This is a genomic window from Plebeiibacterium sediminum (assembly GCF_026013605.1).
GTDB classification, from domain to species: Bacteria; Bacteroidota; Bacteroidia; order Bacteroidales; family Marinilabiliaceae; genus Saccharicrinis; species Saccharicrinis sediminus.
The window spans coordinates 1-13,645 of the sequence record NZ_JAPDPJ010000051.1 but is presented as its reverse complement, the minus strand read 5'-3'; the positions used below and the strand labels follow the sequence as shown (position 1 = coordinate 13,645).

Here is a 13,645-nt window from a genome sequence, read left to right as displayed (position 1 = left end):
GAAATGATTACAACGATAAATGGTCATACAGGAAAATTCATTACGATGGGTGATGTGAAAATTATGGTTATATTGAAAAGGTTTTTCGTAGAACGCTACAAAGCTGTATGACGAAAAAATCATTTCAGGAAAGTAGAGAGAAGGAGATTGTTACGATTATGGAGCTAGATTCTATGATCCTGCTTTGGGGAGGTGGCATGTCAAAGATGCGATGGCTGAATCACACTTTGAATCAACTCCTTATCATTATTGTTTTAATAATCCAATGCGATTCATTGATCCATTTGGTAATGATACAAAACAAAATGGCGAAGAAATAGCTATTGATGGGATGACAAATCCACAATGGGTTATAGCTACAAATCCTGCAAATAATCAAGCTTTTCTAACTAATTATTTTAAACAATCTAATAAAAGTTGGGTAAATCAACAATCCTACGAGAATGCTAATAAAGTACCTGCAAATTATGTAGAAGTTAATCCTCCAATGGTTGATCCTGAAGAAATAGTAATGCCGGGAGATACTATCTTAACATATGATTTTGAAAACAATAAAACTATAAAAACTATTGTTTTATTGAAAAATTCTCCTATGCACGAAAATTTGGTTCAAATCTCTTTTTCAAACAAATTAGTAAACACTAATACTCAAGATCATCCTTATTATGTTAAAAATAAAGGTTGGTGTTCCGTTGATCCATTACAATCAGAGAAGAGATATAGATTACCTACGACAAAACTTGAAATTGGAGATAAATGTTTAGTATATCAGAAGGGCAAATTAAAAAAGGTAAAGGTTACTTCTGTTGTACAGCAAGAAGGAAGCGTAAAAACTTATAATCTAACCCTTTTGAAGTTTGGTAATAGTTATTTTGCAAATGGGATATTGGTAAATAATGAGAATCCTGAGTACAATAAAGCCGAAACAATGAAAATAAATAATAAAAAAAATAGTAAATGATAATGTCTTTTTATAGATATATATATTATACAATATTAACTGTATATAGAAAATTTAGTAATGATCCTCAAATAGGTATTTTTGCACTTGGTTTTTTTTCTGTTCTGATATCTTTTAATATAATATCTATAGTTGCAGTTTATGAATATTATATAAAGCAAACATATACATTTGGAGGATTATATTTTGTTTTGATCGTTATTGGAGTGGTGTTAATGTTTAATACATTTTATTTTCTTTTTAATAGAGAGAAACAAGATGATTATTACAATAAGTTTATGGAACGAAAAAGTATGATAAGTTCTCTATTCGTTTTAATGTATATAATCTTTGTTTTTTCCTTAAGTATTTGGATTGCAACAAAGCATAGAGAAAAAAATTTAGATCTTAAAAAACAATCTTCTGAGATAAGAGACAATTGAATTGTTCAGCCAATTTCTAGAAATAAATAAGTATTAAAAGTAATTGTGTTAGATAAAAATCTCCCCTCCTAAGTGAAGCGAGTAAATTAAAGTAAATCGTTCGGCGTATGCCTCTGGCAACGTTGTTACAAATAAGGCCTCTGGCCTGTAGATAAAACAAAAGCCGCATTTTTAAGTTCGGCTTTTGTTTTACAATACTGTAATATTTTTATTAATTAACCTAATCTAACTTGTAGAAACAGGTCTCACCAAACCCGGGATTATACAGCACTATTAAACTAGTTCCAAAATGTTAATAATTAAGTGTCATAAAATAGGATCATTAATGAGTCTCACGGTATTGCATTTTTGGGATACTACTACGCTTTGAAGTTGAACTTAGGATAGTAGGAAAAGTAAAAATAGAATCTTGAGAGAGGCTCAATTATTAGCAATAGTCTGTTACTTGTTTTGGTTGGAAGTATCCCGAAGAATATATTTCTTCTTTCTAAATCTTTTTATTCTCTTTACAAGAAACGAAATTAGAAGAAAGAGAATTAAAAGTACCATAGGAACTAATATTCCTATTGGAATAGTTTCATATATTAATCTTCCAATTAAATAGATTAGTCTTCCCATACTTTGAAATACAGGAACAATAGAAAAAAACACTTGTCCTCTATCTACAAAGTCATACAAAGAAAAGCCAGAAATGGATAATACTATAAATATGATGAATAATGTTTTTCTCATCTTATTTTGTTTAGGTGGTAAAAGGGGCATTAATTATCAATAGGAACAGCAATTTGATTATTATTCCATTCTATACAAGTACCATTGTTTTTTAAATTTTCCAAAGAACTTACTTTATTAAGTAAGAGATATTGTTTTCCTTGATGGGTTTCTATTTTTGAATTCATAATCCACCAATGAATCTGACTATTTTCTTGAAATGCCAGATAACTAATCATACTTGACGTAATGAGAAATGCAGTAGCTAAAACCAGATAAGAGTAATATTTGAATTTTCCTTTCCAATAAGCTATTGCTGATTGTTCAGAATTAAAGCGGATATACTCCTTTGGTATTTTATTTATCAGAGCTTCGTTTTTACTGAGTAAAAAGGATTGATTTGCATATAAATTCTGATTGGTATCTTTTAATTCCAGAAGGCTATTAGTTAGTAGCTCTTTTAATTCATTAATAGTCTCTTTATTTTTATTATTCGAATCCATTAATGAGTATACAAGCGGAAAGAATTCATCATCAGGATTAATGTTTAATCCAAACTGATCTTTTATCGAAACACAGAAATCGTGATATTCTTTGTTACGCATCATAAATAAAGAAGTTGGTTTGGTTAGGGGAGAATGTTCCCCTAACATAAATTCAAGTTAAATATCAATTGTTAATGACTCAATAGAATCTTTGATTCTTATTTTAGTAAATGTTTTAGCCTCAGAGATTGGTTTACCTTGTTCCATTAAAGCATGAATTTCTTTTAAGGTTCCAGGAACGTTATTAGGAACAATATTAAAGTCTATTAGATCAGAGGATGACGCATGTGCAAGCTTTATAAGAGCGGTATCTTGTTCTGCATTAAAAGGAAAGAAATTATTTTTGATAATAATCTTCTTAATTTTTTTTACTGCGGCTAAAGCTTTAAATAGATCTTTGCAATAAGTTGAAGATGCAGCAAATGCATTTAATCCGGAAATAACACAGCATATTTGCACCTCTATACCCATCTCATGTAATGCATCTAGCATTTTTGCTCCACCATCATTTTTAATAAACACAAGAAACTGTTCAGATGTTGTTGCACCAAGGTCACATACAGCTGATGATGTTTTTTCTGAACTTAAAAAATTTTCAAAGAACTGATCAAATCCAGAACGATCAATATTTTTTGTATTCTGATCAATTAAGTTTTGTGATATTTTCTTTTTAACAAAAGAAAGCTGTTGAGAACTTGTGTTGGATTCATTATCCATATCTACGAAAACTGTATCTTCTTTTTGTAGATATTTATTCGCTAATACATAGGTTAAGGTTGATTTTCCTACACCACCTTTTGATTGAAGGATGAATGTAATCTTTTTCATCATGTTTAAAATTTAGGTTCGTAATAATGTATATTTAATCAAATGGATTCTTTTTAGAGTTATTATCTTGGTAAATATTAAGATTTATACTATCGATATTTTCAATATCCTTTTTATCCTTTAAAGTATTTTTAGATTCTTTTTTAGCTTTAAATTTTCTTTGAATGGCTTTAAGAAATGAGTTATAATTTATAGTATCTTCTTTGATGTTTAAATCTTTCTCTATAATCTTTTTGATCAGAAGAATACCAACACCACTTTCTAATTTCTTTTTAATAAGATCTTCATAGCATGAAATTATTAAAGTATATAATCCTTTTTGATTTGATTTATTTAGTAATTCAATAATTAATTCTTTTTCAACTTCCATATCCTTTTATTTTATGCAGTCAAAGATATATTATATGTACGATTAATGTTCGGTTAAGTCAATTATATATCGTAGCATGTCATCTGATGTCACTTTATGTCCTTTATAGGTTAGTTGAAGTATAAATATATTAATAAAATTGGCAAAAAACTACTATAAGTGAAATAAAATCCCTATAAGTGACATTAAATGACAAAACAGGTATTATGGAGTATCTAGATATTTGTTATTAATAATTGATTTTTATTCAATTTCTATATCCTTTTATTAGTCTTTGATATTGGATGAAATATATATGAAGTAAAAAAGAAAACCACAGTCTTTAGACATTGATAATATTCATCAAACTTTAGCCTGATGCCAAAGAACCTGCGAAATTCGTTTCATCTTGGTTTCGTTTATGCAGTCAAAGATATATGTTATGTACAACTAATATGCGATGATGTCAATTATGTATTAATGAATGTCATCTGATGTCACATTATGTCCTTTAGGGGTTAGTTTATGTCTCTAGATATTAACAAAAGTGACATAAACATACTATAAGTGAAATAAAAGTTTTAAAAGTGACAAAAAAAGACAAAATAGGTATTATAGAGTATATATTTAATTAATTTTTAACGACTTTACATAAATAGCACATTATCAAAGTACTATGATTTAATCCCCTCAATAATAGGATAATTTCTGAAAAGAAATTATCTTTAAGTCATGTAAATAAGCAAGATGTGATAACGACATCCGAAAACTAAATTTCGTAAACTCAATTTGTTTTCTGATTCGTACCATTCAACCGGAGGTATCCGGATTCATTAACTCTATTGCTTTTTTTGCCCCAAAAAGACTAAAAATGTTCAGCTACGCTTTACATTTTTTCATATTTCAATCACATATGGTAGGACGAATAACAACAGGAAATAATTTTGAAGTCATCATCTCATATGATCTAAGAGAGGAAAAAGGAGAGATCCTACTAACAAATATGATAGGCGATTCTGCTGAATCTTTTGCAAAGCAAATGGAGTTAGTTGCTCAATTAAATACTAGAGTAGAAAAGCCAGTAAAACACTTTATCGTTAGTTTCTCAAAAGATGATGAAAAAATAATGACCAATGAGTTAATGTGTTCTATTGTGGAAGAATACCTGGAAGGCATGGGGTATATCAATAACCAGTTTGTTTCCGCAGCTCATACCGATACCGATACCTTACATTTACATATAGCTTGTAATCGTGTATCATTTCAAGGCTTAGTTACAAAAGATTCAAATGAGCGATTAAAATCCAGAGAGATATTAAATAAATTAGAAAAGAAGTATGATTTGACAGTTACCTCAAAGGCTTATGAGAGTAAATTCAATGAGTATGATAGAAATAAGAATTTCTATAATGAAAAGCAACAGAATGAAAAGGCCATAAAACAATATGTAAGAGAGCAGATAAGATTTGCCCTTAAGAAATCACCTTATTCATTTGATCAATTAGAAGGCTTATTAAAAACGCAAGGAATAGAATTTACAATAGCAAGTAATAGAAAGGGAATATCCTTTCGCTATAATGATTTTATTTATAAAGGAAGTGAATTAAGTAAAAATTATTCCTATAATGGATTGTCCTCTATTCTTAGAAAAAATGCCTTAGAGTATTTTAATAAAGCTATCCAAAATTGTTTGAGAACTCAAGTCACGACTATAGATGACTTTTTTAATGAACTAAAAAAAAAGGGCTTTGATCCAAGAATGAATTCTGCAAAGAATGGTTGGTCTTTAAAAAAGGGAGGCGTAGAAATTAAGGGATCTGAACTTAAAGGAATGAGTTATTCTGCTCTTATTAAACAAATGGAAAAAAATACATTGAAATCTCATATCAAGCTAATCAAAAAGGTTGTATTTGACTTTCTTAAAAATAGAGGAGATGATAAAAATGATTTTAGTATTGCGCTTAAGAATAATATTATCATGGGAGAGGAGAGGAGTGAAGGATGGATTTTTGAATATGGACAACAAAAAATTCATGAAGTCAAGCTAGGAGGCCGGATATCCCAATATGGAATGACTTATCTTTTAGAGGCCAATAAGGTTGATAATTTGTTGGATGAACTTCTACAAAATTGCAAAACTAAAGATGAGCTAACTTATCAACTTAAGCAAGAGAAGATAGAGCTTGCAATTGATGATGAGAAATTTGTTTATCAATTAGGTGGGATGTTTATATCTGGAGACTCTTTATACTTTAATAAGGATAAGGCAATTGAAGAGAAGCTTGAAAAAAATAGAATAAGAGCTATTGTGAATCAATCTCTCATGGAAGATCATAATATTAAAGAATTCCTACATTCAATGAATATTGAAGGAGTGAATGTTGCCATTGAAGGGAAGAAATTGATCTATAAATCAAATATCACCGAAATATCTTCAGGTATCATTTGCGATCTGAATTATATTAATTCAAAATTGGCAGACTCTAATATTGCCAATACTAAAAAAGGTATTGGCAATCTAGGAAATCCTACGACCAAGAATCGTGAGGATGAAGATGAAGAAGAAAGAAAACGAAATAAAAATAATGATTATGGCCAGACCTTGTAAAAGTGTAGATGAAGTTAAATCCAAACAGATTACTGTCAAGTTTAATAACAATGAATATGAAGATGTATGCAAGAAAGCCAAAGATGCAGGAAAAGAATTGGCTCCTTATTTAAGGGAGATAGCATTAACTGGAACTATAAAACCAATTGATACGATTTCTCCTGAATTTTTATTTCATTTGGGAAAACTGGGTAATAATATAAATCAAATAGCTAGACGCTTAAATAGTAACTCCTATGATATTCCATTAAATGAAAAAGAAAGCACCTACCTTGAGGAAATTAAGGAACTATTAAAAGAGATTGTCAAGGATATGACAAAGTAAAATTAGATACAAGTTATTTGATATTTTATTATATTTGATTATTAATCCGTATAAGGGTTAAGGTTTGGTTAAAAATAAAAGAAGCATTTTCAGAACGTTTGGAAATGCTTTTTTTGCTTTAACAGAGGAGTTATTAGCCCTTCCCTTTTTTACAATTATTCTTATTGAAAATTTATGTGTCTTAGTAAATAAGAGGACGCTTATTTTTACATCCTCTTATATTACAATTTAGGTGAACATTATTAATTAATCTCGCTCAAATATATAGTTAAAAGAGATAACATATATTATCTAAATAAGAATTGACAACAATATGTTGTTAAATGACGGATTTGCAGAAGGTGAAGAATCGACTATTTTATAGATATAAATTTAAATATGAGTAATATTAAGATAAATGATAGAGTATGTTTTAAACATTCCATTGCTAAAGAAATAGGTACTGTAATAGGTGTTATAAAGAAAGATATACTTGATAAAAAAGGAAATATCCTAGTATACAAAGGTGATTTCAAAGTGAAACTAGATAGTCAAAAGAAAGGACATTTTGTTCCTGCTTCTGAGAAAGAGTTGGAGTTAGTTGAAGAATAGCACCAATAGGAACTTGATCTAACTTCCTAAAATGACATAGTTGCAGAATAATTAGTAATCAATGAATATTCATTATTTCATTTTCACTTTGGATTTGATTTACCAATTTTTCTATAAGTAATCTCCAAACTTCTAATTGCTCGTTTTTCATTCGATATTGCATCCCTTTTGAAATGATATTATTTTTCTCTATTTCAAGTTGTTCTCTTTGTGAGAGAGATAAACCAGCAGTATACTCTTTTAAAAATTTATAAATCATGGCTATTGCTTCGCAATCACCTGCTGTTGCCTTATAAATAATATCATCACCAAGTTTATCCATTAATAATAGAATATTTTAAAAAACTTATAAAGGTTCTTTTATCCTCAATACTGTAATAAATAACAAGTATTATGCCGAATACCAGAATGGGCCATTAGTTTAGAATTTTTATATTAAATGGTAATGTATTACTTTTCTTAAAGCCCTCGTTTATATTATTGTTAAGTGTTTAAAATTTATATCTTAAATTTTTACCATGTATTAATTACCTAAATATCTTCGCTTGGAGAATTCTCCAATTCTTTAATTTCACTGGAACTAAGTAGATAGGTTTTAATTAAATTAAAATCATTTAATTCAAGTTCTTCTACAAGGGTAGTTCCTTCAATTAAAGTCGGAAGGTACATTTTATCCCTGTATTTAATTATTATTTCTTCATAACCATGATAGAGAGCAGACAAATTCATTAGTCCATTTTTGGCAATATTCTTAATTTCTGCATCTATCTGTTGGATTTCATCTCGATCTTCTATTTCTACTAATACGGTGTTAATACTCATATATCTTTCTCTATAAGGTTGTTGTGTTATTGATTTTATTAATAATAAATTCTATCTAAAAAAAAGTACATACTACTCAATATATTTTCCAAGCTTATAATCATTTTTTGTTATTGATTGAATCATATTATCTAATTGATTGTACATTATTTTTTTATTATGTGATTTATATGAACACATTATTTCAGGATGAGTTGGATGAACTTTTATAATGAAGGTTTAAAAAAAAGATTTGTCATTATCTCTTCTATGGCTAACTATATGTTCTATACCGTCAATTATTACTCGCCTATTTCTAATCCAACTATATTCAGTCATATCTGTTATGCTTAATTCTGAATTATAATTATGCTTTTTTATTTGTGATTTGAATTCAAATAAGACTACTGAAATTATTAAAGGTAGGAAAATAATTCAATTTATTGAGAGAACACTTATTTATGGTAAGTTACACATCTATATCTGTTTGTATTATTTTTTAATAAGTCGCTTTGTATAATCTTCTTTTTACCTGTTTTTACGTCCCCAACATACAAACGATTTCTGTTCTCTGAGAGGTAGATTATAAAATTCCTTTACAAATAGTTTTTTATTATAGCCTTCACGTTCCAGAACAAAGGTTTTAAAACTATTATTCATCATTTTTGCAATTTCAAATCCCTCACGAATCATTCCTGCTTTTAGTCGTTTAGGTACATGATTTATGAAATCCAAGTAATCATCCATTGTCACAATGATATTATCGAATTGTTTGTAATAAGCATAATGAGCTATGTCTTCTGGTTCTAGCATTGCAATTACTATTTATAATGTAAGTAACTATACGCGTTTTCTTTTCTAGTAATTATTCCTTTTTAAATCGAGGATCAAAGGACCAAGGAATAATGCTTTCAATTTTAATCTTAGTACATAGTGTATGATTAGGATTTATTAAGTAGTTATATTCTTTTGGATTCAACACACTAGGAACTTTTAAAACTAAGGAGTTATTATCCTCTATCCATTTATCACCAATTTTCTGAGCATACTCACTACTAGGTAATTTACGCCATTGATCTAATAGGGAATTAACATCAAGTTCCTCAACAGAACCAGCAGGTATAATAATAGTTACAAGACTCATGTCATCTGGCCAAGTTTCAACAGATACATGAACCAATACTTCTAGCATACTCAATGATACAGATGATGAAGTATACAATACAAAATTACCTATAGAATTCCATCGCCCACCACAGTAAAAAGCACCAGAGCCTTTTAACTCTGTTGAAAATTTTGTTTTACAAATTCTAAAAACTTTAAGAGTAGACGCCATAATCGATTCTTGTTAATACATTCTCAATGAGTTCAATACCAACAATAGTTGTAAATAATTCTATTGGTCTTTTTTGTAATGATGTATTATATTCTCGAATCCACTTTGAGAACTTTTCAATATTTCCGAATGTATCAACACCTCTTTGAATCATCTTACTAATCCTAAGAATTTTCTCAGATTTATCTAAGTCAAGAGTATAATTATCATTCATATTCCGATCCAAGGTTCTTGGATTAATATGAAGAAAGTGTGCATATTCCTTTTTAGTTAAACCCACACCTAATGCATATTCTGCTAATAGTTTAAAGTCGGACTTCTCCATACTTATATTTTCAAGTGCAGTAACCAAAGCCCACTTTGATGTAGGAGAATCAGAAGGGGATTCCCCTAAAAACGAATTCATTAATCTCTTAACACTACGTTTATCCTTATTGCTTTCCTTTAATACTCCCATATGCATAATGTCTATATGTACATGACAAATATATCAACATTAAAGATTAAATGCAAAATGTCGATATGTTATTGACAAATGATGCATTTTTTCTTAACAGATAAAGCCTTTGATTCCTATTTTTTGAGGTGAGGATCTGGAAACTATTAATCTTATATTGTTAATGTTTTTATCATAACATATGTTTAGAATTTAAAGTATAATTAATGATTAAAGTATTAGTTTTTAGTAGATACTAATTAGCAAGTAAAAGGCTAGAAGGGTAGAGGACCCTACTAGCCTGTATTCTTATTTTAATGCTATTGTAAAGATTACGTTGTTACCATTCCACAAATTCCCCTCTGGTAAAATATCCTCTCGGTGATCAACTTTTCTGAATCCATGAGATATCAACATGAGATCCAATTCTTCCTGATTGAAGAAATGAGTCCAAAAACGATAGATTTTACAATTATCGTCAGGTTCAATGATACAATGCTGATAGAGAATGACCTTTTGCTTTTTAAAAAGGAAAGATTCTGATAGTGATAAATAAGGGCTGTCTTTCCAAAATCCATTGTTATTTGCTTCCCAATTATTAGGTGTTTGTTTTTCTTCAAGTTGATTGTCTTTTAATACATCAAAAATGAATTTGCCACCTTGTTTCAAAGCTTTAAATACTTTACTTAATAGAACTTCTCTTTCTTTGGGAATTAATACACCGAGATCAGTATAGATTAGTAATATTATATCGAATGTGTTTATTCCGAAGTCTAATTCAAGATAATTAGCATTGAGATAATTGATATCTAAATCCTTTTTTTCAGCTGACATTTGAGCATACTTGACAGATGATTTTGAAATATCGACACCGGTCACATCATGACCTTCGTATGTGAAGATCTCGGAATACAATCCTGGGCCACACCCAAGATCTAGTATTTTGAGCTTTTGAGGATGTTTTTGTAAATCTAAAATCCATTTGGTAGTTCTTCTTATTGTAGACATCTTACGACTAGCAAGATCAATATCTGGATTTAGGTGGATGTTTAATAATTGCTTTGAAATATGTTTATCCGTCCACATATATGAATTTCCTTTTTCATAAAGTCTAGGTTTCTTAGTTTTTAGTATAATATCTGCTATATTCATCATTAACTCTTTTTTGTGAGTTTTTAATAAAAATCATTTAAAATATGACATGATTAAATTAACGAAGATATGATTATCATCGCCTTAAAGCATTTCCCAAGATCTGGGAATCAGATATGTACTAAAAGTTTTGTAAGTACGTCAAAAGTAAAAAATAATTTCTTATGCAAAGAGTTTATCCTAAATTATTGTTATCTGTAATTGGTGTAGAAATTTATAAGCTAATTGCACAGATTTGTTTATTTCGATATAAGATTCTGCGGATTTTTTAAAATCTAATGGTTGATGGATTCAATAGAAATATTTACGATTTCCTTTTTCCGTGTTAACTCAAATATTAATGGTCATGTTACCTGAATATCAATCAATAGAAAGGTATTGGTGTTTTTAGAAAAAGAGAAGTCAGGTGTAAATTTCTAACCTGACTTCTGATTTCAGAAAATTGATATTTGGCCTAGTTGATCAACCAAATACCAAATACAAAGATATAGCTCTTTGAATAAAATATCGAAATCAATTCGTTTTATTGGAATCTATACTTAATTAATGTTTTTTTTACTAAAAATGTTTATAATGTAAGCAAGTATACACATTTGAATTTCGTTACATAACTTTATTTTTAATGTAAGTCATAATGACAAATTTTGTCTATTACTCAATCTTATTATCCTGTTTAAAATCAAAACGGCGTATCCTAAGAATATTTTTTATATCATATTAAAAATCAAATTTGCATCATTCGTATTGATAACAAGTTGCTTACTCTTCCTAATCTCGATTGTTTTTGGAATTATTAAATGATATGTATAATATTTAATATGATCTAATGGTTGTATTTTATTAGTAGTTTTAGAAGCAGCACAAACAGCTTTTAAGCATCCTGCGTCTTTTAGTTTTTTCAGGTAGTATTTTAGTGATTTTATGCCTTTTACATAATCGCCTAGAGTTACAATACCTATTAATACACCTTCTTTTTCAAGTACATCAATTATATCTCCATTACTAAAACGTTTGTAATAACCCATTACCTGAACAAATCCTGATGCTAATAATTTTTTATAAAGAAGAAGTAATGATGTTGTTTTTCCAATGTTGGGTTCTCCATATAGGGCTAGTACTCTCATTTATGATAGGTTTAAAGTGCAATATCTAATTAGTGTTTGGTTAGTGATATTTTTTGTATATATCAAAAGATATAAATATGGTAATAAGGTCGTAAAACATTTGAGAAAAAAGAAAACTCCCAGATATTGATATCCAGGAGTTCATAATCTTTTTATAAATTCTTTTCTTAATTAATTGATTCATCTAAAGCCTTACCAGGTTTAAACTTAGCAACTTTCTTTGCTGCAATTTGGATTTCTTTTCCAGTTTGAGGATTTCTACCTGTACGAGCTGCGCGTTCGCTGATAGAAAAAGTACCAAATCCTATTAATTGAATACTTTCACCTTTAGCCAAAGCATTTTTGATGGCGTCAGTAGTTGCATTTAACGCTTTTTCCGAATCTACTTTTGATAATCCACTAGCAGAAGCTATTGCACTTACTAATTCTGATTTATTCATCCTTAAGTGTATTTTGTATTGAGTTATATTAATAATGCAATATAGTTTTTATTTCATTAATTAACGAATTCAATATTTCTTTATTGTGGTGTATAAACTATACTTTTCCCTTTAAAAGCTCTAATTCAAATGAGATTATCTCTTTTATCGTTCAGTATATAAAATGCATATGATTGTATGATTTTACATTTCTTTCCTATCTATATATATAATAACAGGTCTCTTTGTATTATCAATTGCCATTACCTTTATTTCGTTTAGGTGCTCTTTCTTTTGATATAAGATTTGCATCTTGTAATTTTCTTCCCAATAAATCATCTTTTGCCACTAATAAGAAGTCTTTTTTAATCCCAATACATGTAATACTAACAAATATGAACCAATACTAACTTTAGGTGTTCCTTTTTTTATTGCAGTTAGTGTAGGTCTACTTATATTTTGCACGTTTTGCTACTTGTTTGGCACTAAGTTTTCTTCTTAATCGAGCTAGTTTTATATTTTTCCCTAATTCAGTAAGAATTCTTTTTTTTTGTAAGATTATAATCTTCTTTTAGCCATAATGTAAAATATATTTAATGTTATTTATTCTAAGTAGTAATGAAATAACTACTTAGAATCTCAGGATAATAAAACAAATGTTATCATATTTATCGATAACTGTAAATGGAATTGATTCTGTATCCATAGTAAACTCATAGATTTTCCTATTCTATGAATAGGCTTCAAAAATTGAGTGTTTGCATCACGTAGAATGAAAATTAACTTTTTTATTAACTACTATATGCGGCTGATATCTATAATATTAACTAAATTAGAGAGAGTAAACAAAATAGGGAGTCGTCTTGAAATAGGGTGAAATAGATTATACACATTTAAAAGGTAAGGTATCTTCTAAAATAGAAAGCACAAATAATACTAATAGAAAGAAATGGCTAATGTACTAAAATTGGTAAATGGTTATTTAATGAGGTTACTTAATGCAAGTATTCCAAGAATGGAATTTGAACAGATATTAA

15 protein-coding genes and 1 pseudogene are annotated in these 13,645 nt (G+C 28.6%); 5 read left to right on the top strand and 11 right to left on the bottom strand.

The genetic code is table 11. From position 1 onward, the window contains the following. Positions 1-157 precede the first annotated feature (157 nt). Both OM075_RS17920 and OM075_RS26110 read left to right on the top strand, forming a co-directional pair. Positions 158-277: pseudogene (locus OM075_RS17920) on the top strand (RHS repeat-associated core domain-containing protein); the annotation flags it as partial. Continuing rightward, a complete protein-coding gene (locus OM075_RS26110; RefSeq protein WP_363321636.1) occupies positions 266-961 on the top strand; it encodes an AXH domain-containing protein in 696 nt (231 codons plus the stop codon). The pseudogene OM075_RS17920 and the gene OM075_RS26110, both read left to right, overlap by 12 nt. A 1,183-nt stretch (positions 962-2,144) precedes the next feature. On the opposite strand, the gene OM075_RS17910 is transcribed toward OM075_RS26110, so the two are convergent. From OM075_RS17910 to OM075_RS17900, 3 genes are read right to left on the bottom strand one after another with little or no spacing between them, the layout of a single operon-like run. After that, the gene (locus OM075_RS17910) at positions 2,145-2,747 is read right to left on the bottom strand and encodes a hypothetical protein (protein WP_301191912.1); all 603 of its coding nucleotides are present in this window, start codon (positions 2,745-2,747) and stop codon (positions 2,145-2,147) included. 9 nt (positions 2,748-2,756) lie between these two features. After that, on the bottom strand, positions 2,757-3,467 hold the full coding sequence (locus OM075_RS17905; RefSeq protein WP_301191911.1) for a nucleotide-binding protein: 711 nt from the start codon (positions 3,465-3,467) through the stop codon (positions 2,757-2,759). Between the two features lie 34 nt (positions 3,468-3,501). Further along, positions 3,502-3,837, bottom strand: coding sequence for a hypothetical protein (locus OM075_RS17900; RefSeq protein ID WP_301191910.1), 336 nt, complete (start codon positions 3,835-3,837; stop codon positions 3,502-3,504). A gap of 892 nt (positions 3,838-4,729) precedes the next feature. On the opposite strand from OM075_RS17900, the gene OM075_RS17895 reads away from it, so the two are divergent. The 3 genes from OM075_RS17895 to OM075_RS17885 all read left to right on the top strand — a co-directional run bounded on the left by OM075_RS17895 (position 4,730) and on the right by OM075_RS17885 (position 7,340). Next, complete coding sequence (locus tag OM075_RS17895; protein ID WP_301191909.1) at positions 4,730-6,424, top strand: relaxase/mobilization nuclease domain-containing protein; 1,695 nt, start codon at positions 4,730-4,732, stop codon at positions 6,422-6,424. Further along, positions 6,372-6,749 carry a plasmid mobilization protein gene (locus OM075_RS17890; RefSeq protein ID WP_301191908.1) on the top strand — a complete coding sequence of 126 codons (378 nt, stop codon included), beginning with the start codon at positions 6,372-6,374 and terminating at the stop codon, positions 6,747-6,749. The genes OM075_RS17895 and OM075_RS17890 overlap by 53 nt, the downstream gene beginning before the upstream one ends. A gap of 378 nt (positions 6,750-7,127) precedes the next feature. Next, positions 7,128-7,340, top strand: a complete 213-nt coding sequence (locus tag OM075_RS17885) for a hypothetical protein (protein WP_301191907.1) — start codon at positions 7,128-7,130, stop codon at positions 7,338-7,340. A gap of 58 nt (positions 7,341-7,398) precedes the next feature. On the opposite strand, the gene OM075_RS17880 is transcribed toward OM075_RS17885, so the two are convergent. From OM075_RS17880 to OM075_RS17845, 8 genes are all read right to left on the bottom strand, one after another. Then, on the bottom strand, positions 7,399-7,662 hold the full coding sequence (locus OM075_RS17880; RefSeq protein ID WP_301191906.1) for a hypothetical protein: 264 nt from the start codon (positions 7,660-7,662) through the stop codon (positions 7,399-7,401). Positions 7,663-7,871: 209 nt separating this feature from the next. Then, entirely contained in the window at positions 7,872-8,162 is a 291-nt protein-coding gene (locus tag OM075_RS17875; RefSeq protein WP_301191905.1) for a hypothetical protein, read from the bottom strand. A 507-nt stretch (positions 8,163-8,669) separates the two neighbouring features. Then, positions 8,670-8,954, bottom strand: coding sequence for a hypothetical protein (locus OM075_RS17870; protein ID WP_301191904.1), 285 nt, complete (start codon positions 8,952-8,954; stop codon positions 8,670-8,672). A gap of 52 nt (positions 8,955-9,006) precedes the next feature. After that, positions 9,007-9,477, bottom strand: a complete 471-nt coding sequence (locus OM075_RS17865; protein WP_301191903.1) for an RES family NAD+ phosphorylase — start codon at positions 9,475-9,477, stop codon at positions 9,007-9,009. Further along, entirely contained in the window at positions 9,461-9,934 is a 474-nt protein-coding gene (locus OM075_RS17860; protein WP_301191902.1) for an Xre family toxin-antitoxin system antitoxin, read from the bottom strand. Before OM075_RS17860 ends, OM075_RS17865 begins: the two co-directional genes overlap by 17 nt. Before the next feature lie 288 nt (positions 9,935-10,222). After that, entirely contained in the window at positions 10,223-11,068 is an 846-nt protein-coding gene (locus OM075_RS17855) for a class I SAM-dependent methyltransferase (protein ID WP_301191901.1), read from the bottom strand. Positions 11,069-11,772: 704 nt separating this feature from the next. Further along, positions 11,773-12,189, bottom strand: coding sequence for a hypothetical protein (locus OM075_RS17850; RefSeq protein WP_301191900.1), 417 nt, complete (start codon positions 12,187-12,189; stop codon positions 11,773-11,775). A 167-nt stretch (positions 12,190-12,356) separates the two neighbouring features. After that, on the bottom strand, positions 12,357-12,629 hold the full coding sequence (locus OM075_RS17845; RefSeq protein WP_301191899.1) for an HU family DNA-binding protein: 273 nt from the start codon (positions 12,627-12,629) through the stop codon (positions 12,357-12,359). Positions 12,630-13,645: the final 1,016 nt, after the last annotated feature.